Origin of the sequence: uncultured Butyricimonas sp. (assembly GCF_959596855.1) — a bacterium.
GTDB lineage: Bacteria > Bacteroidota > Bacteroidia > Bacteroidales > Marinifilaceae > Butyricimonas > Butyricimonas muris.
Genome location: NZ_CAUFYA010000004.1, coordinates 100,464 through 124,174 on the forward strand (window position 1 = coordinate 100,464; position 23,711 = coordinate 124,174).

The 23,711-nt window shown below is 39.3% G+C and carries 22 protein-coding genes; 17 read left to right on the top strand and 5 right to left on the bottom strand.

Going from position 1 to position 23,711, the window contains the following annotated elements; genetic code table 11:
- The first annotated feature begins 64 nt into the window (after positions 1 to 64).
- From Q5866_RS03120 to Q5866_RS03130, 3 genes are all read left to right on the top strand, one after another.
- On the top strand, positions 65 to 658 hold the full coding sequence (locus tag Q5866_RS03120) for a hypothetical protein (protein ID WP_303178721.1): 594 nt from the start codon (positions 65 to 67) through the stop codon (positions 656 to 658).
- Between the two features lie 5 nt (positions 659 to 663).
- Entirely contained in the window at positions 664 to 1,224 is a 561-nt protein-coding gene (locus Q5866_RS03125) for a hypothetical protein (RefSeq protein ID WP_303178722.1), read from the top strand.
- A gap of 75 nt (positions 1,225 to 1,299) precedes the next feature.
- Positions 1,300 to 2,400 carry a PdxA family protein gene (locus Q5866_RS03130; RefSeq protein ID WP_303178723.1) on the top strand — a complete coding sequence of 367 codons (1,101 nt, stop codon included), beginning with the start codon at positions 1,300 to 1,302 and terminating at the stop codon, positions 2,398 to 2,400.
- 31 nt (positions 2,401 to 2,431) lie between these two features.
- On the opposite strand, the gene Q5866_RS03135 is transcribed toward Q5866_RS03130, so the two are convergent.
- The 5 genes from Q5866_RS03135 to Q5866_RS03155 form a co-directional block, all read right to left on the bottom strand.
- On the bottom strand, positions 2,432 to 4,195 hold the full coding sequence (locus Q5866_RS03135) for a (Fe-S)-binding protein (protein WP_303178725.1): 1,764 nt from the start codon (positions 4,193 to 4,195) through the stop codon (positions 2,432 to 2,434).
- Between the two features lie 4 nt (positions 4,196 to 4,199).
- Positions 4,200 to 4,547, bottom strand: coding sequence for a 4Fe-4S dicluster domain-containing protein (locus Q5866_RS03140; RefSeq protein WP_303178726.1), 348 nt, complete (start codon positions 4,545 to 4,547; stop codon positions 4,200 to 4,202).
- Positions 4,548 to 4,629: 82 nt separating this feature from the next.
- Positions 4,630 to 5,652: an FAD-dependent oxidoreductase gene (locus Q5866_RS03145; RefSeq protein WP_186976272.1), complete on the bottom strand. Its 1,023-nt coding sequence runs from the start codon at positions 5,650 to 5,652 to the stop codon at positions 4,630 to 4,632.
- A gap of 78 nt (positions 5,653 to 5,730) precedes the next feature.
- Entirely contained in the window at positions 5,731 to 6,807 is a 1,077-nt protein-coding gene (locus tag Q5866_RS03150; protein ID WP_099293728.1) for a CoB--CoM heterodisulfide reductase iron-sulfur subunit B family protein, read from the bottom strand.
- 79 nt (positions 6,808 to 6,886) lie between these two features.
- Positions 6,887 to 7,579: a 4Fe-4S dicluster domain-containing protein gene (locus Q5866_RS03155; protein WP_292266176.1), complete on the bottom strand. Its 693-nt coding sequence runs from the start codon at positions 7,577 to 7,579 to the stop codon at positions 6,887 to 6,889.
- A 250-nt stretch (positions 7,580 to 7,829) separates the two neighbouring features.
- Here Q5866_RS03155 and rbr point away from each other — a divergent pair, with 250 nt between their 5' ends.
- The 14 genes from rbr (at position 7,830) to Q5866_RS03225 (ending at position 23,663) form a co-directional block, all read left to right on the top strand.
- Positions 7,830 to 8,408, top strand: a complete 579-nt coding sequence (rbr, locus tag Q5866_RS03160; RefSeq protein WP_303178729.1) for a rubrerythrin — start codon at positions 7,830 to 7,832, stop codon at positions 8,406 to 8,408.
- A 419-nt stretch (positions 8,409 to 8,827) separates the two neighbouring features.
- Complete coding sequence (locus Q5866_RS03165; RefSeq protein WP_303178731.1) at positions 8,828 to 9,352, top strand: UpxY family transcription antiterminator; 525 nt, start codon at positions 8,828 to 8,830, stop codon at positions 9,350 to 9,352.
- Positions 9,353 to 9,354: 2 nt separating this feature from the next.
- On the top strand, positions 9,355 to 10,062 hold the full coding sequence (locus Q5866_RS03170) for a hypothetical protein (RefSeq protein WP_303178733.1): 708 nt from the start codon (positions 9,355 to 9,357) through the stop codon (positions 10,060 to 10,062).
- Positions 10,063 to 10,557: 495 nt separating this feature from the next.
- Positions 10,558 to 11,535, top strand: coding sequence for an NAD-dependent 4,6-dehydratase LegB (locus tag Q5866_RS03175; RefSeq protein ID WP_303178734.1), 978 nt, complete (start codon positions 10,558 to 10,560; stop codon positions 11,533 to 11,535).
- 120 nt (positions 11,536 to 11,655) lie between these two features.
- On the top strand, positions 11,656 to 12,714 hold the full coding sequence (locus Q5866_RS03180; protein WP_303178736.1) for an NAD-dependent epimerase: 1,059 nt from the start codon (positions 11,656 to 11,658) through the stop codon (positions 12,712 to 12,714).
- A 1-nt stretch (position 12,715) separates the two neighbouring features.
- Positions 12,716 to 14,026 (top strand): UDP-glucose/GDP-mannose dehydrogenase family protein, encoded by a 1,311-nt coding sequence (locus Q5866_RS03185; RefSeq protein WP_303178738.1) that lies wholly within the window; start codon positions 12,716 to 12,718, stop codon positions 14,024 to 14,026.
- 30 nt (positions 14,027 to 14,056) lie between these two features.
- Positions 14,057 to 15,226: a glycosyltransferase gene (locus Q5866_RS03190; RefSeq protein ID WP_303178739.1), complete on the top strand. Its 1,170-nt coding sequence runs from the start codon at positions 14,057 to 14,059 to the stop codon at positions 15,224 to 15,226.
- Positions 15,205 to 16,629, top strand: coding sequence for a lipopolysaccharide biosynthesis protein (locus Q5866_RS03195; RefSeq protein ID WP_303178741.1), 1,425 nt, complete (start codon positions 15,205 to 15,207; stop codon positions 16,627 to 16,629). Before Q5866_RS03190 ends, Q5866_RS03195 begins: the two co-directional genes overlap by 22 nt.
- Positions 16,630 to 16,637: 8 nt before the next feature.
- Positions 16,638 to 17,675, top strand: coding sequence for a glycosyltransferase (locus Q5866_RS03200; RefSeq protein ID WP_303178742.1), 1,038 nt, complete (start codon positions 16,638 to 16,640; stop codon positions 17,673 to 17,675).
- A 34-nt stretch (positions 17,676 to 17,709) separates the two neighbouring features.
- Positions 17,710 to 18,861, top strand: coding sequence for a LegC family aminotransferase (locus Q5866_RS03205; RefSeq protein WP_303178744.1), 1,152 nt, complete (start codon positions 17,710 to 17,712; stop codon positions 18,859 to 18,861).
- Positions 18,862 to 18,926: 65 nt separating this feature from the next.
- Positions 18,927 to 20,054, top strand: coding sequence for a nucleotidyltransferase family protein (locus Q5866_RS03210; protein WP_303178746.1), 1,128 nt, complete (start codon positions 18,927 to 18,929; stop codon positions 20,052 to 20,054).
- A 10-nt stretch (positions 20,055 to 20,064) separates the two neighbouring features.
- The gene (locus Q5866_RS03215; protein WP_303178747.1) at positions 20,065 to 21,189 is read left to right on the top strand and encodes a hypothetical protein; all 1,125 of its coding nucleotides are present in this window, start codon (positions 20,065 to 20,067) and stop codon (positions 21,187 to 21,189) included.
- Entirely contained in the window at positions 21,170 to 22,459 is a 1,290-nt protein-coding gene (locus Q5866_RS03220) for a hypothetical protein (protein ID WP_303178749.1), read from the top strand. The genes Q5866_RS03215 and Q5866_RS03220 overlap by 20 nt, the downstream gene beginning before the upstream one ends.
- On the top strand, positions 22,452 to 23,663 hold the full coding sequence (locus Q5866_RS03225) for a hypothetical protein (RefSeq protein WP_303178750.1): 1,212 nt from the start codon (positions 22,452 to 22,454) through the stop codon (positions 23,661 to 23,663). Before Q5866_RS03220 ends, Q5866_RS03225 begins: the two co-directional genes overlap by 8 nt.
- Positions 23,664 to 23,711 lie beyond the last annotated feature (48 nt).

The following is a 23,711-nucleotide window of genomic DNA, read 5'->3' on the forward strand; positions in this document are numbered from 1 at the left end:
TTTTTCTTTAATTTTGTGAGAGGACAGTAATAACGGAAATGGAAGATGTAAATTGACTGGTATTATGAAACAATGTGTACCGATAATGATGTTCATTTTATCAATTAATTTAATTTGGAAATGTACAAGTATTCCTGATAATATTGAATATGAAAGTGAGCAAAAAGTGGCTCCCTTACAAGGGCGTGCCAATATATTGGCTCCAGCTGGAGGTAATTTTCGAGATTCATTCGAAATGGCATTTGAAGGCATACAAATAAAATTTAATTTAGAAGTAACTTTTCAGATCAAGATATATGAAAGTTTAATGGTACAAGAATTTCCGGTAGTTGTTTATAGACAAAACTCTTTGGTAAGAATATTTGTAAAGAAAGAAGAAATTCGCAAATATAGTTGGAATGGATATTGTCTAATTGCATTACATGAATGGTATCATTTAGTACTGGCCAAAAAAGGTACAAATGAGGATGAACATAAACAAATGCTAGAAGATCCATTGTATCATCGATGGATACAGGAAGTTTTTGGATGTGATGAATATTTGGCTAAATACTTTGTTTATATAGGATTAGAGGATTCTGATATGTATAAAGCATTACATGAAAGCGAGAAAAAGCTAATAGAATGGATTAAAAAGGATTATAACATAATGAAATAGAAACTATGATTAAGTTACTTACTTTTATTACGATTTTCTTTGGATCTCCTGTGCAAGATTCAATATGTAATGATTCGTGCCAAATTCCAATTTGTTTATGGGAATATGTTAAGGAAACGAGAGATAATGTGAAATCTCCAGATGTAAATGATATTTTTCTTCTTATAGCCCCTAAAACAAAAGAAAAGGGAATTTATCGTGTTGCATGGTTCGATACAATACAAATGAACACTCCCATGATTTCTTATTACATAGAAGTGAATGATTATCATTTCGTATTCAACCATTCTAATTTTAAGGAGGAAAGAATGTGTAGTAATAGTCAAAAAGAAAAGATAATACCTATCCCCACGCAAGTAATTTGTACATTACCTAAAATATTTTTATCTAAAGTAAGTGTTATCGATTTGAATGAATGGCATGCGAAGATGAAAAATAAGACGGAAATAGAGCTATTTCGCGAAAAATTTTGGAAGGAGAAGTGTGTATGGATTATTGATTGTACCCTTATGAAAGAAGGAGCAATTACATTAATAGAAACAACTTTTGCGGATGTTGTCATCTAATTTGACGAGAAAAGTTTGTGCTTATGGACTTTTGACTTATTTTCTTATCTTTGTGCGAATGAAATATTGTATAATATGGAAAATAGATTAAATGTAGGTATCACGCATGGAGATGTAAACGGAATATCTTATGAATTGATCATAAAACTGTTGGCGGAGAACCGGATTTGTGAGTTGTGTGTCCCTATTCTATACGGGTCGCCCAAAGTGGCAGCCTACTACCGGAAGGTATTAAACGTGGAGAATTTTAATTTGAACACGATTCGGGAACCTAGAGAGGCGAACGGGAAAAGATCTAATATTATCAATTGTGTGGATGACAACGTGAAAGTGGATTTAGGTAAGGAGACTCCTGATTCAGATCAAGCCTCGATGATTGCTTTAAAATACGCTCTGGATCAGTTGGAGCGTAACGAGATTGACGTGTTGACGTTGGCTCCTCAAGGACCGGAAAGCTTTTTAAAGGAAGAGGCAAATTCTTTGGCAGAATATTTGTCAAAACGTTATAATACTTCCGAGACCATGTCACTTTTCGTGAGCGAGAAGATGAAAATGGGATTCGTGACGGAATATTCAAAATTACGTGATGTACCCCACCAGATTACACGGAAGAATATCTTGAAAAAATTGATGTTGTTGGATGATACATTGAGAATTGATTTCACGATATCAAAACCTAAAATTGCCGTGTTGGGTTTGAATCCTCAAGTGAATTGCGGACAGAATGGTGATGAAGAGGTAGATGTTATCGTGCCGGCTATCGAGCAGGCTCGGCAAGAGGGAATCATGGCAATAGGCCCATTCTCTGCCGAGCGGTTCTTCTCCGAGAAGATGTACGAGAAGTTTGATGCCGTTCTCGCGATGTATTACGATCAAGGAGTGGCAGCGTTTAAGGCAATAGATGAAGAAAGTGCCGCTTGTTATGTAGCCGGACTTCCCGTGATTTGTTCTACCTCCTTGACGGAGCCCGGTTATGATATCGTGGGACAGAATATAGGTGATGAGCAAGGAATGCGTAACGCTCTTTATCTGGCAATGGATGTGTTTGTACACCGGGAACAGAATATCGAGTTACAGAAAAATCCTCTTCCGCATTATGATATCTCATCGAATAGTAACGAGAGTGATTTGAATGTTGAACAGATTGAAGGAGTGAGGGTTGAACTTGATGATTAGAGTATAAAAAAAGCCGCAATTGCGGCTTTTTTCATGCTTCTGCGACCAGTTCCGCTATATCTCGAACCGGAATCTCGGTTGAAGTTTTGCTTAATGTTTTCTTGCATAGCGGGCATGCCGTTACGATTACGTCCGGATGATAAGCGGCGTAAGCTTTTACCGTGTCCCCGCTGATTTTTGTTTTTTGTTTGGAATCAATAGCCGTGTTTGCCAGACTACCACCACAACAAAGTGATTTTTTGCCGTCGTACACGGTTGTTATCTTGTAACTTACTTGATTCAACACGTTCTCCGGGGCACTCACGATCCGGCTTCCTCGTCCCAATTCGCAAGGATTGTGGAACACGGTTTTCAGATCCATGTTGTTGACCTTTAGTTGTCCGTCCCGAAGTAGCATTTCGATGTATTCCGTGTGATGCATCACTTTTGCCTTCAGGGTATAATCCTCTTTGAAGGTTTTGTAGCATATCGGGCAGGAGGTGACAAGTATATCGGCGTTTGACGCCTCAATCATTTCCTGATTTTTGTCCATAACAACTTGAGCCGCTTGCCAATTTCCAGAAAGAGCTAACGGACGTCCGCAACAGACTCCGGCTTTTTCGTCAATAAACGAGTAATCGACATTAGCTTTCGCGAATATCTGCTGCATGGATTTGATAATTCCGGGAGTGAGGTGACTCATACAACCGGCAAAGTAAGCTACTTTCGCCGGTTGTACTTGCGGTTGTGGCACGTAAGTGTACGTGTCTTTCGTCACACGAATGGTATCCGGGCGTTGGCTTTGCCGAATGGCGTTCAAATTGATACCCACGGGGCATGATTCTTCGCAACGACCGCACATCAAGCAATCTTCGGCTTGTTGAGAGAGTGGTTCGTGATTACGAATACGGCGTAAGAAATAGACCGGTTGCGTGTCATTAATACCACATGAGCTGTTCAATTGACACGTGTTGATACAGATTCCGCAACGGGAGCAGGAGTTGACTTGTATTTCACTGAACCCGTTGTATTCTCTACCTTGTTTTACTCCCCAGTTCTTCAAGAAAATATATACCATTTCCGTGGGAATGTGCATATAACGCGAAAAGGGTAATAACAAGAAAAATAACCCGAGAAGGGATGAATAAACCCACCATGCCGGATAGGATAGGTGTTCCAACGGGAGGAAACCGCTAAAGAAGTTTCCCGCGTTATACGTGAGAAAACTTCCCCCGCCATTCAAACCGCTCGTGAAACTTTCTGCCAGAAATCGTACCGGGAAAATCAACCAGAGTACGGTCAGTATCAATAAGTCGTACGCTCTCTGTTTGGTTGTTTTCTTCATCCCGAAAAGGCGGGAATAGAATCGCTTGGTAACAGCTAATCCTATGCCGATTAACAAGAATAGCAGGATTAAATCCATCAAGAATGCAAAAGTTTCGCTGTAAGGGAAGGTTTCATTAGCCGGGTGGAAATACCGGAAAAAGATAGCAAAATAGGGGGGATTAAATGCACTGGTATGGTATATCATGGACTCGATTTTCCCGACAACTATCAGCAGAAACCAACCGAAAGCGAAGGTCATGTGCATGTAACCTAACATCGGGTTGGTTTTGAATATATTGTGATGTAATAAACTCTCCCGGAATATTTCCCACCCGGAACGAATCGTTTGCAAGGAGAATAACCCTTTACGGATTTTCTTGCGTTCCTCCTTGGGGAAACTCTTGATCCACTTGTAGTATTTGATACACAAGTAGACCAGTAGCGTTATAAGCCCAATCGTGAAAGGTAGGACAAAATGGTCGTAGTACATAGCTTCAATCTTCTAGTTTATGGTTATTTCTTATGAAATTCAGCATTTCCAGTATCATTTTTCGGGTTTCCACGCCTCTTGGACATACCAGCATACACTTCCCGCACAGCATACATTTTTGCAGTTGCTCTTTGGCGTCTTTCGTTTCACCCCGTTTCATGAGCATCTGCACTTTACGGATGTTGAAGTCCGTGAGATTCCCGGCAGTGCAACCGGCAGTACATCCCCCGCAACCGATGCAGAGTTTGCTGCTCGGGACGGTCTTGGCAATGTATTCTGTCATCGCCTTGTCGTTTCTGTCGTAATTGATACTCCTCGTTTCCGATATGCTATATCCCCAGAAATTTATCATACTTTTTAAATTTTAGATTTTAGATTTTAGATTTAAGATTCCAACCGCACGGGCTGACGCTTTTTGCGTTTTTAATTCTAAATCATAAATTATTTAAGTATTGTGTTATTGAACTTGCGGCAGAGCGGGCATCTGCCAGCGTATCGGTCAGGTTCATCGGGGCACTTCCGCATCCTGCCACGAACACGCCTTCCATGTTGGTGAAGTTATTCCGGTAGTGCGGGTCTTGTGACTGGATAAATCCGTTTGGAGCTAGATTCAAACCTAATTTTTCTGCGGTCTGACGGGTGCCTTCCGAGGATTCCATGCCGACCAACAATATCATCATGTCCAACGCCATCCGTAACGGTTTTCCGACAAGTGTATCTTCTACCTTGATTTGCAGTTGTTTTTGCATATTCTCGGCGGCCTCGGACAATCGCCCGCGGATAAACTTGATGTTGTGTTTCTCTTGGGCATCGCGGTACATTTCCTCGTATCCCGGACCGAACATACGCATGTCCATGTAGAAACAGAGGATTTCTGCTTCAGGTAACAACTCCCGTATTTCGATAGCTTGTTTCACTCCCGTGATACAGCAGAGTTTGGAACAGTGGTAATTGCATACCTTTTCGTCACGGGAACCCACGCAATGGATGATTCCAACCCGTTTCGGGGTGTGTCCGTCAGCCATCGTGATGGCGTGATTGTAGAACATGTTTTCCAATTCCACGGAAGTGATGACGTTCTCGTATATCCCGTATCCATACTCTTCTTTCCGCCGGGCATCGAATATCTTGAATCCGGTAGCGACCAAAAGCGAGTCACCTTCCAAGAGGCTTCCGTCTGACAAGGGAACATTGAATTTCCCGTTTTTATCTTTCTCGATATTGGTCGGTTCCATCCCGAGATGAAGCCGGATATTCGGGTGTTCCAAGTGTCCTTTTAGTATCGTGTTTAAATCTTTAGCGTATTTGCGGTCAGGGAACAATTGATACCAATTATTCAAGTTGCCACCTGTTTCGTTGTTTTTCTCGACCAACTCTACTTCGACACCTTGATTTGCCAATTGGTGTGCTGCCTCGCAGCCTGCCGGACCTCCACCGATGATGATGACTTTTGCCATGTATTCAATTGAAAATTGAAAATTGAAAATTGAAAATGAATGACTTCATGGTTCTTTTTTCAATTTCGCGGTTTAACATTATAAATTTGCAACTCTCAAGTACGTGGGACATTTCGGGGTGCCTATGTTTTCACCTCGCACGTTTTTGTATTTCGCGTCCGGATCGTAAGGGATTCCCATCTTGTCTAACAAGGGTTCCACGGATACTTGGTGCATCTGCAAGCCGATTTCCCACGGATCGTAACCCAATACCAACGCGGCAAGTTCCTCGTAGGTCAGCACGGGAATGCCGTACCCGTCCTGCCCGTAGGTGGTTCCTTCCATTTCACTGATAGTGTATTGCCATTTATCCATAAACATGGCGCATCCCGGACAATTGTTCACGATAAAGTCGGGTTGATACGGTTGCATGGATTCGAATTTCTTTTTCGAGTTCGCTACCGAGTATCCCCGGTTTGCCATAACAAGGTATTGGCGGAAACCGAACCCGCAACAGTGTCTTCTTTCCGGGTAATCAATCACGTCGCCGCCCCACGCGTAGATTAACCCGGAAAGTACGGCGGGAAATTCAGCTCCCCCGATCCCTTTCGTGGGGAACATTTTGGAGTAGTGGCACCCGATGTGGTCGACTCCTCTTAGCGGTCTTCCCGTGTGGACGTCCACCAGTTTATATTTAGACTGTGCGGCAATTTCGTTTCTGAATTTGTAGACGATATCCGAGGTGTGTGCCAGATTTTTCGGTTTCTTGAATTCCCGTTTCGTGGCTTTCCACAAGTATTCGCGGATCTTTTCTTCAATTTCCGGATGGTGTTCCCACGTTTCCAGAATCTCTGTATATATCCCGAAAGAGGTAATGCACGAGGGGGTCATGTTCTCGTATCCCGCCTCTGTCATCAGCGCGAAGTGGCGTGCCACAACGGTCATGATTGTTTCCGCCGGAACAATATCGGAATGATACCCGATCCCGGTACATGTCGTGTGGCGCGGGTCATCAATGATATCTTTACCCAGTCTGTTCTTCATGATGTCCAAATACGCCCATTCCGAACCCGGGAAGAACGTCTGCCGGATACAACTCCTCGCGTAGAAATAATGATCATCCGCGATCTCTTTCTGATAATCATTCCATATCTGTTGTTTTCCCTCTAAATTCATCTTCCAATTTTAGATTTTAAATTTTAGATTTTAAATTGGGGATTCATTTTCAATTTTGCATTTTCAATTTTCAATTGCATTATTGATGTTCTCCCGTGTTCTCCATGTATGTTTTCAAGAAATAGGCTTCTTCCAAATCAACCTTTTCTTTGTTTGCCTCGCGTTGAGAACATTGGTCTATATTGTTCAGAAAGTCCGTACCGCCGGTAACGTCGAAAATCTTTCTTAACTCTTCCATGCTTTCATTATCTACTTCCCGAAGGGCGCCCGCTCCCGGTTTGCGATAATTCGAGTGCATGCGTTCGTACACGTCGTCCAGATGTTCGTAAATCCATTCCCACACCGGCCCCTGTTCCGGATGCATCTCCGGCTTCACGAGGTCGGGTGTCACGCAGTAGCCCCTAGCCAGAATGGATTCCCCGATCACGTGCTTTAAAGCGTATTGCTGGCGTCCTTTTTCAGAGTAAACGAAATAGCCCAGTTCCTGCGAAGCCTTACGCAACGCCATGATAATCAGTCCGGGAGTATTACAACGAGGACAACGTGTTTTGCATGACATACATTCCCCGCAATACCAGATAGTTTCTCCTTTCAGTAATTCCTCAATCTCTTCCTCGTTTCCTCTTTGTACGGTTTCCACGATCACCCGGGGATCGTAATTATAGAATTCCGCGGCCGGACAAATGGCGGTGCATACCCCGCAATTCATACAGCTGTTCATCCCCTCGATGAAGTGAATATCTTCACGTAATTTGTTTAATATCTCAGACATATCTAATTGTTGTGTGAAAATTTATTCTCCATAAATTTCTATGGTTACAAAATTATATTTTAATGAACGAGAACTAAAGGATGAAAATGCGTAAATGTGAATGGTATTTATACCACCGGGAAATACCTTTCCGGTGATATGTTGCAAATTAGCGGGTTGCAGGTTATTTAGAAACAAACTATATTTGAACTTGCAACCTGTCAACCTGTAACTTGCAACTTTTTCTTTTCGTATAGAAAAGGAAAAAGCTATGGCAAAAAATGTTAAAGGTTCCATGACGGAAGCCAATTTATTGAAATCATTTGCCGGGGAGTCACAGGCAAAAAATCGTTACACGTTTTTCTCCGAAGTAGCCAAGAAAGAAGGTTACGAACAGATCGCCGGTATTTTCTACGAGACGGCATTGCAGGAAGAAACTCATGCTAAACGCTTCTTCTGTCGTTTGGAAGGTGGTATGTTAGAGATTACGGCGGCTTATCCCGCGGGTATTATTGCCGACACGGCTTCTAATTTGATTGAAGCTGCCGAGGGAGAATATGACGAATGGCATCACTTGTATCCCGAATTTGCCAAAGTCGCGGAAGAGGAAGGATTCAAGGATATCTCCGTGATGTACAGAATGATCATCGAGGCCGAAAAAAATCACGAGACAAGATACCGTAAATTGTTATCCAATCTGCAAGAAAATTTGGTATTCGAACGTCCGCAAACCGTGAGATGGTATTGTCGCAAATGCGGTTATATCCACGAGGGACCAACAGCCCCGAAAGTATGTCCCGCTTGTTTGCATCCGCAGGCATTCTTTGAATTATTCCAAGAATTATACTAGATTTCGATATCGTTAGAAAGGAGCAGTCCCAAAGATTACTTTTGGGACTGCTCCTTTTTTATAGTTGAAATATATTTTAGAGCGATTCTATAAAAAGAAAAATAATTGCTCTTGAATTTGCGTAATCCGAAAATTTGGTATATTTGCAACGCATTAATCGGATAGTTTTTCGGATTGATTGCAATTTTTGAAACAAATTGGCGTGTGTTCATTTGTGACAAATAATTGAAAGGATCGGTTTCCCCGAGAAAAGACAGTTCTCACAAGTTGTACCTGTTTAAGGATGATAAGTGGGGCATATGGTAAAAACGTAAATTCCTAATGTAAAAAGGTCAATGCACGAAGTGTGTCCGGACGTTTTTCCTATTTTCTTTTTGTAACCAATCACGAGAAATAACCGAAAACGATAAACTTTAAGCATGTCAAGTGTAGAAAGAAAGTTGTACTGGTTTGCGGCGTACACCAAAATCAACCAGGAGATGACAATCAAGAAACGATTAGACGGGATGGGAGTGGAGAACTACTTGGCCATGCGGGACGAAGTACGAGAAACTCCTTCTGGGAAAAAGCATGTGCGAGTGCTACTTATTCCTCATTTGATTTTTATCAAAACCGATAAAGTGACCGCTTATTCCTTAGTGAACGAGCAAGGTATAAATGTTGTATATTTAAAAGATTTGGCAACTCGTCATTTATTGGTTGTTCCCGATAAACAAATGCGGGATTTCATGTTTCTGCTCGATTTCTCGGATAGTACAGTTGAGGTAATCAATAAAGAATTGAAGCGTGGTGACCGAGTACGAGTAATCAAAGGCCCGTTGAGCGGTCTTGAGGGCGAATTAATTCGGATTAAAGGACATAAACGAGTGATCGTGAAACTGGAAGGCGTGGTTTCTATTGCCACGTCATATATCCCCGGTTCTTTCTTAGAAAAAATAAGATAGTGATGGAGACAAAAAAGTTTAATGACTTGTACAAACAAGTGTCGAGTATGCGGATAACAGATTTTCCCCCATCAGTCTTATCCGGTTTATTGCATGGTTATCTTTCCGTTTATTTCATGGTGCGAGTACACCCATGGTTGGAAGGAGCGTATGATAATCAGTGGAAAATTTATAATCGAATACGGGAAATTGCAGAAATATTGGCCATTCTTGTCAAAGATCACTCTCTTCCCGTGGAAGAACGAGTCGGATACGTGGCGGATCTAATGGATACTTACTTAATGTATTCAGACATAGAATCGTTAGAGCTGGCTTTGGAAGTAACTTATGAAATACTTATTCCACAGGGAGAGAATAAAATGGAAATACCTTGTTACACACCAGAAGCTTACCGATTGTTATGCGGTTGTTACTATTTTACGAACGAGGAGAAATGTGCGGAGTTGGCGAAAGAGATTGTTTGGAAATTAAAAGATCATATAAATGAATCGAATAGTGAGAGTAAATGGGTGTTGTTTTTGGCTATGAGACTTTATCAAAGTACAGTAGATGAATCAAATTGTTTTTGTACATCTAAAGAATGGGAAAAGTATCTTGATGAAGAGTTGATTCGGATGGAGAATGGTGAAAAAAATGATGATATTGTTTTTGAGGTACGATATTTTGATTTATTAGCAGTTCGAGAGTTTTCTTTATTAGAGGTTAATTAACAAGATGAGTAAAATATATTCCTCGTTGTTTATAAGTTGTATAAAAATATGGAGGAGAATTCAGAATTATGAGTGCCTAAAAAAAATCAAAAATACAAAGGGCGCTTTGTCATTACATTTTATAAATTTGATACTTCATTTTTTCAAGGAAAATCTTTCTAGATTATTTAAGGATGAAGTATTAGGATTAAACGCAACAGGCTAAATTTATTGTTTTTTTGGAATTTGTCAGAATTAGGTATGGTGCAGTAATTTCATGTACATTTTACAAGCCGTTATTTTAGAAAAATGCACGAGAGATTAATGAGATTGTGTCGATACAAAAATGGATGTATGAAGATCGCTTATGTGGTTAGAGAAATTTGCTTTTTACTTGTTATATTGTAAAAAAAAACAGAATTTTACGCTTTAAAATTAGAAATATTTTTACGTTGTAGGCATTTCAAATAACAGTGTTTAAAAGCTTATATTATAAATTCAATACGAATAGAATCTATGCAAAAAGTATTGGTTACAGGAGCTGATGGTTTTGTCGGTTCTCATTTAACAGAAATGTTATTGAAAAAAGGGAATAAGGTGCGAGCTTTGTCTTATTATAATTCGTTCAATTATTGGGGATGGCTTGATGATATAAAACACCCGCATCTTGAAGTTGTTACTGGAGATATACGAGATCCGTATTTTTGCAAACATATAACTGAGGATATTGATATTATTTTTCATTTGGCAGCATTGATTGCTATCCCTTATTCTTATGTCGCTCCGGATAGTTATGTTGATACTAATATTAAAGGAACTCTGAATATCTGCCAAGCAGCTAAAGAGAACAGTGTAAAAAGAATTTTGGTGACTTCGACTTCAGAGGTCTACGGTACTGCAAAATATGTACCAATTGACGAAAAGCATCCCAAACAGCCGCAGTCGCCTTATTCAGCTACAAAAATCGGAGCAGATGCTATGGCTATGAGTTTTTATAATGCTTTTGAATTACCAGTTGTTATCATACGTCCTTTCAATACCTATGGTCCCCGTCAATCTGCCCGGGCTATCATACCCACTATCATTACCCAGATCGCTAGTGGAAAAAAAGAAATCCTGCTGGGAGATCTAACACCGACTCGGGATTTCAATTATGTAAAAGATACCTGTAAGGGCTTTATTGAATTATCGCAATGTGATGCCGCTGTAGGTCAAGAGGTAAATGTATGCAGTAACTACGAAATATCCATGCGCGATACACTGGAACTTATTGCAAAACTCATGCATTCCGATGTGAAATTTATAGAAGATCAACAGCGGGTACGGCCTAAAAACTCGGAGGTATTCCGTTTATGGGGAGACAATACCAAAATAAAAAATCTTACTGGTTTTGTGCCTTCGTATTCGATCGAACGAGGACTTAAGGAAACGATCGAATGGTTTTTAAATCAGGAAAATTTAAAAAAATACAAGGCAGATATTTATAATGTATAAACCTATATCAGTTTATAAGTGGTTATTCAAAATTAATTATACATTTCAATACTTTAAGTATCTGTATGTAAAAAGCCTACGAAAATATTAAATAAATCAACGGACTTTCTCTTTTAGAAAATGAAAATATTAGTTACCGGAGCCGCAGGTTTTATTGGATATTCCGTAGTTCAGGCTTTATCTCGGAAAGGGAATGAGGTGGTTGGATTAGATAATATCAATGACTATTATGATACAACACTGAAATATGCTCGTCTGGAAAATTGCGGTATAAAAAAAGATTCAATTACGTGGTACAAGTTTATTCAAAGTGAAAAATATCCTCACTATCGTTTTATCCGGATGCACATTGAGGATAAGCAGGCAATGCAAATGTTGTTTGCCAATGAAAGCTTTGATGTTGTCTGTCATTTAGCAGCCCAGGCGGGAGTCAGGTATTCTATAGAAAATCCGGAAGCTTATATTCATTCTAATATTGAGGGGTTTCTCCACATTATCGAAGGATGTCGCAATAATGCAATAAAACATTTAGTTTATGCGAGTTCCAGCAGTGTCTATGGATTAAATGGAAATGTTCCTTTTTCAGAAAAAGCGGGAATTGCTCATCCGACCAGTTTGTATGCAGCAACCAAAAAAGCAAATGAGCTTATGGCTCATGTCTACAGTCATCTTTATTCAATCCCGTCGACTGGTTTACGCTTTTTCACCGTATACGGTCCCTGGGGAAGACCCGATATGAGTCCCTTCTTATTTACAGATGCCATTTTAAGCGGGCGTCCGATTAAAGTATTCAATAATGGCAATATGTTACGTGATTTCACGTATATCGATGATATTACAGAGGGTGTGGTACGAATTATAGAGCATATTCCGGCACCCGATCCATCATGGGATGCCACTCGGCCTGATCCATCCTCTTCTAACTGTGCCTATCGGATTTACAACATAGGTCATTCGGCTCCCGTCCCTTTGATGGATTTTATTGAAACGATTGAAAAAAATTGTGGAAAAAAAGCAGAAAAAGAGTTTTTACCCATGCAAGCCGGAGATGTCTTTCAGACCCATGCCGATACCACAGCGTTACAACAGGAAATACATTTTAAACCTTCAACAAGTTTAAATGACGGCATCCGGAAATATTTGAATTGGTTTAAAAAATTTTATAATATCAACGAATAATATGAAAATTGCAATAATCGGTACTGGCTATGTCGGCTTAGTTACAGGAACCTGTTTTTCCGAAATGGGAATAGATGTCACTTGTGTAGATGTCAATGAAGAAAAAATCAAAAATCTGAAAGCGGGTATTATTCCGATCTATGAACCGGGACTGGAAGAAATGGTATTACGAAACTATCATGCCGAGCGGTTGAAATTTACAACTGACCTAACGTCTTGCCTGGACGAAGTCGAAGTCGTTTTCAGTGCAGTAGGAACTCCTCCGGATGAAGACGGCAGTGCTGATTTGAAATATGTGCTGGAAGTTGCAAGAACCATCGGTCAAAATATAAATCACTATGTATTGGTTGTCACCAAGAGCACCGTACCTGTCGGTACGGCTCAGAAAGTAAAAGCAACAATACAAGAAGAATTGAACAAACGAAATCTGAATATACCGTTTGATGTGGCTTCAAATCCTGAATTTTTAAAAGAAGGGAATGCTGTGGAAGATTTTATGAAGCCGGACAGGGTGGTGGTGGGTGTGGAATCAGAGCAGGCAAAAGAAGTGATGGAACGGCTTTACAAACCGTTTATGATGAACAATTACCGTCTGATTTTCACAGACATACCTTCGGCTGAAATGATCAAATATGCTGCAAATTCGATGTTAGCTACCCGTATTAGTTTTATGAATGATATTGCCAATCTGTGTGAATTGGTAGGAGCTGACGTAAATATGGTACGCAAAGGTATAGGTTCAGACAGTCGTATCGGCAGTAAATTTTTGTATCCCGGCTGCGGTTACGGAGGAAGTTGTTTTCCTAAAGATGTAAAAGCTCTGATAAAAACGGCAGAAAAAAAAGGCTATGAGATGAAAGTGCTTAAAGCTGTGGAAGATGTCAATGAAAAGCAAAAAAGTATACTCTTCGAGAAGCTGAACAAAATTTTCCAGGGAGACTTAAAAAATAAAAAAATTGCTTTATGGGGTCTGGCCTTCAAACCGGAAACAGACGATATGCGGGAAGCTACAGCCCTGGTACTCATTAAACGTTTACTGGAAAGCGGGGCTGAAGTCGTCGCTTATGACCCGATCGCTATTCCGGAATGTAAACGCCGTATCGGCGATTGTATTTCCTATACCCAGGATATGTACGAAGCCGTACTGGATGCGGATGCCTTATTACTTGTTACAGAATGGAAAGAATTCCGGATTCCGAGCTGGGGAGTAATAAAAAAGGCCATGAAACAACATATCATTATTGACGGGCGCAATATTTACGATCGGAAAGAAATGGAAAAAAACGGCTTTCTGTATAAGTGCATCGGATAAACAGGGAAGGAAATTAATTCCATTACAGGAATGAAGAAAATAATGATCATAGGTAAATTACCTTGTCACTCTGATCTAGGGCAGGCAGAAATTATCCGTACAAGGTTTATTATTCGCGGGCTGGAAGAAAAAGGTCACCAGTTATCCGTATTCTCTTATTACATTGATAAAAATACCCCTGACAGAAAGAATGAAGACTGCAAAACTGTCAGTTATATGCTATCATACCGGAAGAAATTACGATTTCTGACCCCAATTATCTATACATTCTTGTTTTTCAAAACCGTCTTATCGCGGGCAGCTTATTACGATTGTATCTTGTGCGATAAATTACCCCATTACTATGTCCTGCCCTTTCTGTTGGCCGTTAAATTGAGAAGGAAAAAATATATTATACAATACAATGAATTTTTGAAAGGAACCTCTATACTGGATACTTTTAAAAAGAAAGTGTATTTCAATATTGGGAAATTTTTTGACTTACTGATATTGAAATCAGCCTCAGTGCTAATTGTGATTTCATCCGAACACCGGAAATATTACCAAAAATATACCTCCTCTAAGTGTAAACATGTCGTGATTTCCATGCTGATGGAAATTGCCTCTGGAGCAAAAGAGCCCGAAAAGAAACAAAAAGATGCAGAATTGGTTGTAGGGTATGCAGGGACATTGAATAAAAGTAACGGAGTCGAACTATTATTATCCGCTGTTTCTGAAGCTATAAAACAAAATCAGAAAGTCCGTTTAACAATGTTCGGGCCGACCCGTCAGGATTACCGGAACCATCTGAAGGACTGTATAAAAAAAGCGGGGCTGGAAAATAAAATTACGCTTCTGAATCCTTTAGGAAACAAAGAAGCTATTGCTTTTATACAAGATCACATTGACATTCTCGTGATCCCCAAATTGAATGACGATAGGGCAAGAGGATATATTCCTTCCAAACTGGGGGATTACCTTTATTCCGGAAAGCCCCTTATCGTCACTGACGTCGGGGAAATGAACCAATATATACAACATCAGAAAAATGGTTTTATTGTATCGTCTGAAAGCCCGGAACCATTAACCAAAATCATAAGCTTTATCTGCGAAAATTATGAAATGAGTCAAAAAATCGGTTTAGAGGGACGTTTGTCAGCCCGTCAATTTGATTACAAAAAACAGATTACTCCCTTGTCATGCCTAATCGATTCTCTGTAAGCATCCGAAGTAATCTGCTCAAATCGTTCCTGATTTACGGTCTGGCATCCGCATGCAGTAAATTTATATCTGTATTACTTTTACCGATATATACGACGATTTTCTCGGTAGAGGAATATGGAGGAATTGATCTGATCCAATCTGTCATACTGATTATCACCATATTTGGTATACTACAACTGGAAACGTCGTTACAAAGGTATTATTACGAATTTGAGGGCAAAGAACGGAAAAAAATGATTTCGACCATTCTGTGGAGTGTCACACTGCTTTCAGCTCTGCTAGTCGTTGTATTTTGTCTGTTTGCCGGCAGGATTTCTGTTTTATTATTCCGCACCGACCATTTCCGTGATCTGCTTATACTGTCGTCTTTTCTTATCCTTTTCACAAACATGACGACTATTTTTTTTATAATCATACGCTATATGAAAAAACCGGTTCTTTTTGCCGTGCTGACTTTAATACAGATTTTTATATCAATTGGGAGCACACTGATATTGGTTCTGGTATTCGATAAAGGTATTTCCGGTGTTTTCATGGGACAAATAACAGGCTTTGGCATTGTACTTCTGCTTCAGTTGTTTTTGTTAAAAAATGAATATAGCTGGCAGATAGACAAACCGATATTAAAATCAGCTTTTTCTTTTGCCATACCTCAGTTTCCTGCCCGTTTGGGAAGTGTCTGTAACAGCTATGTTAACCGTTTTTTCATGCTGGGATATCTTTCAACTTTTGCCATAGGGATCTATTCGGTTTCATTGAAATTCGCATCAATTATGACGCTGATTGACAGCGCCTTTGTTATGGCATGGTATCCTTTTATGTACGACAGTCTGAAATCACCTCAGCACAAGGAGCTTTTCAGGAAAATTTTTAAATATGCTTGTTTATCAGTTTTTTCTTTAGTCGTAATAATCAGTTTTTTTGCAGACGACGTACTCAAGCTATTTATAAAAAATCAGGACTATTATGAAGCTTCAAAATTTATAGGCTGGCTGACGCTTTACCAAAGTCTGTTTATATTGAAAGAAATTATTGATATAGGTCCCATTATTACCCAAAAAACGGTTTACGTCACATATAGTTATCTGATCGCTTCAGGATTTAATTTGGTCTTTCTTTATCTGTCAATGCAGGTAGGAGGACTGCCGGAAATGGTATCGGCCATGGTTCTGACCAATATTATTTTACTCGGTTCTGCCTGGTATTTTTCTCATCGTCTATATCCGGTAAACTACAATGTGCGGCTTTTTATCGTTTCTTTCCTCATATGCTGCGTCTTACTGACAGCATTTCATTATATAGAATTACTTCTTCTGCAGAAAATAATCATTCTATTGGTTCTCCTGACCTTCGGATGGTTTACCAGAAAGAGATGGTGGCAGGCTTTATCCTCTAATTAATTATTTCCATGGACCAGCGACCTTTGCTCAGTGTGTTAATGTGTGTATATAATGAACTTCCGCAGTATCTGGAAGAAGCGATAGACAGTATTCTGTCTCAAACTTATACTCATTTCGAATTTATCATTATCCACGATAATCCGGAAGAACAGCAACTGGATGGAATGATACATAAAAAAGCCGCAACCGACAGCCGGATCCGGTATTACCGAAATCCGGAAAATATCGGTCTGACTCGCTCATTAAACTTCGGGTTGTCGAAAGCTTCCGGAGAATTTATAGCCCGAATGGATGCCGACGATATTTCTCTTCCAGACCGTTTTGCAGAACAAATCGCATTCCTGCAAGAAAACCGCGATATAACCGTGGTAGGCAGCTGGGCTTATATCATAAACAGTGATGGAAAAAATATCGGTAAATTAACGAGAGCCCGGGATCCTGAAACTTTAAACAGTTTGTTATTTTTTGAAAGTCCGTTATTTCATCCATCGGTAATGATGAGAAAGCGCATCACCAACAAACCGATAGTTTATGATTCAAACTACAAATATTCACAAGATTACGAACTCTGGACCAGACTATCGGACTCCTGCCGTTTTTCCAATATTCCCCGCTTCTTGATTTGTTACAGATACTCAGATGATCAGATTTCTTCACATCATCTGGAAGAACAACAAAAAATAGCTTTCAGCATTCAGGTCAGGCAATTGGAAAAATACAAAATTTTCCTCACCGATACTGAAAAAAAAATGTTCCGTCTTTTAACCCGTAAAGCACAAAACTCGGAACTGTTTTCACCTGTTGATATTAAATTTTTTTTATGTCATCTTATTGCCGGCTTGAAGATGAATGATAAAATTAATACGGGTATTATAACCAGACATCTGATTCATTTGTACGCAACCTATCTGACTCGGCATTACTATCTGTGGCGAGCTTTTTACGAATTACTGAAATTTCAGTTGAGTGTCGGAAAAATACATCCGTATGCCACAGCCTCTTTAATAAAAAACAACAAACTATGGCATGTCTGTTCAAATGAATGAACGAACAGAGCACTTGAACAATAAAAAATTAAATATGTACAGGAAAATCACAAATTTTATAAAAGATCTCTATCCGCATCAGGAGTTCGTTCCACTGCATGAACCTTGTTTCAGCGGTAATGAAAAAAAATACCTGAATGATTGTATCGACTCTACCTATGTATCCAGTGTCGGCCGGTATGTGGATCGTTTTGAAGAACAGATTGCCGCCTATACAAAAGCCGTTAAGGCTGTTGTCTGTGTCAATGGAACCAATGCTCTTCACATGTCACTTTTATTAGCAGGGGTTGAGAAGGAAGACGAAGTTGTCACGCAAGCATTGACTTTTATAGCTACTTGCAATGCCATTCATTATATCGGGGCTCATCCGGTTTTCATAGATGTAGACAAAGACACTATGGGACTTTCTCCCCATGCACTCAAAGAATGGCTCGTGCATCATGCGGAAGTGAAAAACGGAATTTGCTATAACAAACGAAGCCAACGTAAAATAAAGGCATGTGTTCCGATGCATACCTTTGGTCATCCTGTGCATTTGAATGAATTACTGGAAGTATGCAGAGAATATGCTATCGAACTGATTGAAGATGCCGCCGAAAGTATCGGAAGTCTCTACAAAGGTCAGCATACAGGTACTTTTGGTAAAATCGGGGTACTGAGTTTTAATGGAAACAAGACGATCACAACCGGAGGTGGAGGCATGCTCTTGTTTATGGACGAAGAACTTGCAAAACATGCAAAGCACCTGATGACACAGGCAAAAGTACCCCACCGCTGGGAATTTGTCCATGATGAAATCGGATACAACTATCGTATGCCCAATATTAATGCGGCTTTAGGATGTGCACAACTGGAAAATCTGGATAAATATATAGCTAACAAACGGGAAACAGCTCTGCAATACCGGGAATTTTTTAAGCATATTCCCGACATCTGTTTTTTCAGCGAACCCGAGGGATGTCGTTCTAACTACTGGCTGAATGCCGTTTTACTAAAAGACAAGTTTGCCCGGGAAGATTTCTTGCAATACACCAATGATCATGGGGTTATGACCCGTCCGGTCTGGGGGCTGATGAATAAATCAGGCATGTTCAAAAACGCAGAAACAGATGCTTTGGTCAATACCCAATGGTTTGAAGAAAGAGTGGTCAACATACCCAGCGGTGTAAGAACAGCCCTTTTGTAGCTGCAATTTTTATACGTTTCAATTTTGGTGATTTTTTAACTTTCCTGCTTTAGTATTTACAAACCTTGTCAGCCATAATAAAAGTCGGTGCTGCCGTCTTGCTGACGATTGATTATATCCCAATGACATCTTATCTTAATAGAATATCCAGTCGTATTGTTCATCCGGAAACGACACTCATTCAGTGCCTGAAAACCATGGATGACGAGAAAACGAAATTATTATTTGTATTTAATGATAAAGATTCTTTCATCGGTTTACTGACAATAGGCGATATTCAGCGTGCCATTATCCGGAATGTTTCACTTACGGCACAAGTGGAAACCATTCTGGATACAGACAAGATTTTCGGTAAAGAAAATGAATCCCTGGAAATATTAAAAAACATCATGATCCGTGAGCGATTGGAATGCCTGCCCATTTTAAAATCAAACGGGGAAATGACAGATGTGCTGTTCTGGGAAGATGTATTTCCTGACAAAGAGATCCAGGTAAGAGATAAAATTAATCTCCCTGTCGTAATTATGGCAGGAGGAGAAGGAACCCGCCTCCGCCCCTTGACACATATATTGCCCAAACCTCTAATCCCCATTGGCAAAAAAACAATCATGGAGGTTATCATGGAACAATTTCAATCTATCGGATGTTCTAAATTTTATGTGTCAGTAAATTATAAAGCAGAATTAATCGAATATTATTTATCCCATAATATTCCTTCTTTCGATATTTCTTTTTTTAAAGAAAACCGGCCTTTAGGAACCATTGGCAGTGTATCGCTGTTAAAAGGCAAAATAGATACTCCTTTTTTTGTCACCAATTGTGATATTATGGTAGATCAGGATTTTCGGGATGTTTATGAATATCATGTAAATAACCACAACGATATTACCATTGTCGCTGCCATTAAAAGCTATCAGATTCCTTATGGTGTAATTGAGACTGCTGACAACGGAATTCTGATGCAATTGACAGAAAAACCCAAAATGAATTTGATGGTGAATACCGGAGTCTATGTACTGAATCCGGAATTAATTGCAGAAATTCCTTCCGCTTGTATGTTCCACATGACCGATTTAATGGAAAAAATCAGAAAACGCGGGGGACAAATCGGGTGTTTCCCTGTCAGTGAAAAATCTTGGAAAGATATCGGTGAATGGGACGAATACCTAAAGACAATACGTCTGCATGAATAAAAAGATTCTAATGGTGGGAGAAATAAGCCACCAGCATTTGAAAGTATTTACTTCCTATCTGAAACAAGCTTCAGATTACAGGATATATGGATTTGACCTAGCCCCTGAAAAAAGTCAGCAACAGGATCTCGACAGGTTCTATGAGCAGCATTTTTCTTTTAACAGGTGTAATTTCTGTTTTCCTCTGTTCCGGGCATTCATTAATTATTTACGTTGCATTGGGGCTTTCAGGCGTTTGAAAAAAGAGGAATGTATCGTTCAATTTCATTTCATTTCCCGTTACACTCTTCCATTACAACTGATTTCCAAGTTGAAAGGATATAAAATTTCATCTTTTGTATATGGTAGTGACTACATGAGAAGCGGAAAAATAAAAAAATACTATTTATCTCTTGTCTTCCGATTGTCAGATTCGATTGTTTGCGATTCTCTGCACATGAAAAAACAAATGGTAAATGACTACCCGTTTATCAAGGCGAAAATCGACAAACTGAATTTCGGGTCTCAGATTATTGACTGTTTATATGAAGCAAAACAACATCCGAAAAAAGTCCGGGAAAGAATCCATGTTCCATCTTCTGTCAGATATGTTATCATGTGCGGTTATAATGCTTCTCTCGGTCAGAATCACAAAGAGATCATCCGCTTAATTCCTTCATTCGGTAAAGACATTTTATGGATATTTCCTATGACTTATAACGGAAACAGGGATTATGTCAGAGAGATAGAAAATCTTCTCCGGGAAACACAATGCAATTACCGAATATTGACGGATTTTATCCCGGATCCCGATTGGACTGATCTCATTACAGCCACCGATATTTTTATTCACATACAAATTTCAGATGCTTTTTCCAGTTCTCTGGCCGAGCATCTTTTAGCTGGCAATGTTGTTATAAACGGGGAATGGTTAAAGTACGATGAACTGGAAGAAGAAAATATATTCTATTTGCCAACTTCGTTAGAAAAATTAGAGTTCAATGTACACTATTCGATTGAAAATTATGCCTCTTTACACGCTCTTAGCTCATCAAACAAGGAGAAAATCCGTCAACTCAAAAGCTGGAAAGTAAATATAGCTAAGTGGGTCAATTATTTCGGAAAATTAGAAAAGCATGAGAAATCTACCTTTTAAGGCATATTTCTGGGGAATTATTTTGCTGAACATGTACATCTACAACATCAGCTTTTCTTTTCTTCCCCTCACTTGCAGAAAGATTCTGACACTTTTTGGAATTTTTGTTTTTATTTTAAAATGGCAACATACGCAGTATTATAAACAGGGAATTAAAAAAACATCGCAGCTTTTGTTTCTGTTTTTTTTGCTTACAGCCTTTTCGTTAATTGCAGGAATTTTCAATGGGGACATAGATGTTTTTTTTATTTCCACAACCATCTCTTTTATTTCCAATTTTTTTGCAGCTTATTTTGTTCTCTATTCTTTACATTTTCTTTACGGAACTCCTTACCATACAGAAAAATTCCTACTTTTGATAGTTCTGGCGATCCTTTCCAATAATCTTCTGGCTTTTTCGGCTAGTTTAATCCCTACCGTATACAATTTCCTATTAAGTATACAAAATGTGAATTCGGAAACATTGGACTTAGTCACGGATTCAAGCGGTTCTCTCATGCGTTTGTTCGGATTAGGTGAAAATACTTTTTTCAACGGCGGGGCTTATTCATGTTTGGGATTGTTATTATCAACTTATTTGCAGTTTCAGAGCAAACAAATAATGAGTAAGTATATTTATCTTATCATTTTTATATTGATATTGGTCACTGGAACTCTGATTGCCCGTACAACTCTGGTCGGATTTCTGCTGAGTATATTGTTCATCATTTATCTTTCAAGAAAAGAAATCCGTATTTTATTCAAACATATCCTTATATTTTTATCTGCCATACCCTTGTTATTCGGTGCCTTTATTCTTTTTCTAGAATATCTCAATCCCAAAATGCTGGAATGGGGTCTGGAACTTATAACCAATTATTTTGCAAGCGGGACAGCTGAGAGTGCTTCTACCAATGAAATGTTCGATATGTGGAGAGGTGTTCCCGAACACGTTTCAACTTATATCATTGGTGATGGACAATTTATTTTACCCGATGGAAGTTATTACATGCATGTAGACATCGGTGTACTCCGTATTTTGTATTTTATAGGAATTCCGGGACTACTCCTTCTTTTTACGATTGTCTACAAACTGGTCTTCCCACATAAATTAAGCGGAAATGCCCGGAAATTATCTTTTTTTATCTGGGGATGGGTACTCACGATGAACCTGAAAGGATTCTTCTTTCCTCTAAGTTTCTGTCTCCTGTTATTCATATACTATTTATTCAATAGCTCAGAAAACAACCGATCTAATAAACATATTCCAATACAAATTTCCTATGAATAACATTCCGCAGGTTTTTCCCAATGTGGCCATCGTGGTTATCGGTTATAGCCGTCCGGATTCTATCCAAAGATTGTTAAGTTCATTGCTTCAAGCCGATTACCCCCAACAGGAAATTCCGTTAATTATCAGTATTGACAAGAGTCCGTCCGATAAAGTCAGCGAGTATGCACAAAGCTTTGAATGGCCTTACGGGACTAAACACATTGTCAGGCATTCCCAGAATCTGGGATTACGTAAACATGTATTAAAATGCGGAGATTTTCTCGAACAATACGAAGCAGTGATCATTCTGGAAGATGATCTGCTTGTATCTCCCCGATTTTATTATTTTGCCTGTCAAGCCGTTAATAAATACAATAGGAATGAATGCATTGCCGGTATCAGTTTATACAGTTTTGCCATCAACTATCACACCCGCAGTTTCTTTTTACCGGAACAGGACGGAAATGACGTATATTTTATGAACTGTGCCCAATCCTGGGGGCAAGTCTGGTTACGTAAACCTTGGCAGGATTTTATCACTTGGTATAGCAAGCATTCCGAAGAATTCACGGAACAACCGCATCTTCCCTTGTCTATTTGCCATTGGCCTAAAAGTTCATGGCTGAAATACCATACCAAATATTGTATTGAAAACAACAAATATTTTGTTTATCCACACATATCCCTGACAACAAATTCCGATGATCCGGGCAGCCATTCGTACGGAGGCTCGACCTTGTTTCAGGTTTCCTTGCTTTACGGCAAAAAAGAACATTATCAACTCCCTGAATTCTCGGAGAGCAAGGTGTTTTATGACGGTTTTTTCGAAAGAAAATTCCTGGCGCCCTACTTGGACGTAAAGGAAGAAGAAGTGTGTATCGACTTTTATGGGATGAAAAATAACAGGGAAAATAAAAGATATTGGCTGACTACAAAAAAAATCGGACGAGCCAAAGTTATCAGAACTTTCGGACTGAAACTCCGGCCGTATGAAATGAACATTATTCAAAGTATACCGGGAGAAGGTCTCACCTTGTACGATACCCTTTCTATGAAAAAAATCAAAAGCGGACCGACCCCGGCCTTTGTTTTAAAATACATGCATGGAATCGGTTCAATCGCCTTATTTCTTTACACATTCGGAATATGGAAATTAATTCATACTTCTTTTTCTGAATACTTCCACAGAATGAAGAAATGGGGATTCCGTAAAGTTTTTTAAGATAGTCTACCCTATCAAACTATTTTTTCAAGACTACTTCAATTAAAA

Coding starts and splice junctions, on each gene's coding strand:
- Q5866_RS03120 (WP_303178721.1), top strand. CDS start 65: ATGAAACAATGTGTACCGATAATGATGTTCATTTTATCAATTAATTTA.
- Q5866_RS03125 (WP_303178722.1), top strand. CDS start 664: ATGATTAAGTTACTTACTTTTATTACGATTTTCTTTGGATCTCCTGTG.
- Q5866_RS03130 (WP_303178723.1), top strand. CDS start 1,300: ATGGAAAATAGATTAAATGTAGGTATCACGCATGGAGATGTAAACGGA.
- Q5866_RS03135 (WP_303178725.1), bottom strand. CDS start 4,195: ATGTACTACGACCATTTTGTCCTACCTTTCACGATTGGGCTTATAACG.
- Q5866_RS03140 (WP_303178726.1), bottom strand. CDS start 4,547: ATGATAAATTTCTGGGGATATAGCATATCGGAAACGAGGAGTATCAAT.
- Q5866_RS03145 (WP_186976272.1), bottom strand. CDS start 5,652: ATGGCAAAAGTCATCATCATCGGTGGAGGTCCGGCAGGCTGCGAGGCA.
- Q5866_RS03150 (WP_099293728.1), bottom strand. CDS start 6,807: ATGAATTTAGAGGGAAAACAACAGATATGGAATGATTATCAGAAAGAG.
- Q5866_RS03155 (WP_292266176.1), bottom strand. CDS start 7,579: ATGTCTGAGATATTAAACAAATTACGTGAAGATATTCACTTCATCGAG.
- rbr (WP_303178729.1), top strand. CDS start 7,830: ATGGCAAAAAATGTTAAAGGTTCCATGACGGAAGCCAATTTATTGAAA.
- Q5866_RS03165 (WP_303178731.1), top strand. CDS start 8,828: ATGTCAAGTGTAGAAAGAAAGTTGTACTGGTTTGCGGCGTACACCAAA.
- Q5866_RS03170 (WP_303178733.1), top strand. CDS start 9,355: ATGGAGACAAAAAAGTTTAATGACTTGTACAAACAAGTGTCGAGTATG.
- Q5866_RS03175 (WP_303178734.1), top strand. CDS start 10,558: ATGCAAAAAGTATTGGTTACAGGAGCTGATGGTTTTGTCGGTTCTCAT.
- Q5866_RS03180 (WP_303178736.1), top strand. CDS start 11,656: ATGAAAATATTAGTTACCGGAGCCGCAGGTTTTATTGGATATTCCGTA.
- Q5866_RS03185 (WP_303178738.1), top strand. CDS start 12,716: ATGAAAATTGCAATAATCGGTACTGGCTATGTCGGCTTAGTTACAGGA.
- Q5866_RS03190 (WP_303178739.1), top strand. CDS start 14,057: ATGAAGAAAATAATGATCATAGGTAAATTACCTTGTCACTCTGATCTA.
- Q5866_RS03195 (WP_303178741.1), top strand. CDS start 15,205: ATGCCTAATCGATTCTCTGTAAGCATCCGAAGTAATCTGCTCAAATCG.
- Q5866_RS03200 (WP_303178742.1), top strand. CDS start 16,638: ATGGACCAGCGACCTTTGCTCAGTGTGTTAATGTGTGTATATAATGAA.
- Q5866_RS03205 (WP_303178744.1), top strand. CDS start 17,710: ATGTACAGGAAAATCACAAATTTTATAAAAGATCTCTATCCGCATCAG.
- Q5866_RS03215 (WP_303178747.1), top strand. CDS start 20,065: ATGGTGGGAGAAATAAGCCACCAGCATTTGAAAGTATTTACTTCCTAT.
- Q5866_RS03220 (WP_303178749.1), top strand. CDS start 21,170: ATGAGAAATCTACCTTTTAAGGCATATTTCTGGGGAATTATTTTGCTG.
- Q5866_RS03225 (WP_303178750.1), top strand. CDS start 22,452: ATGAATAACATTCCGCAGGTTTTTCCCAATGTGGCCATCGTGGTTATC.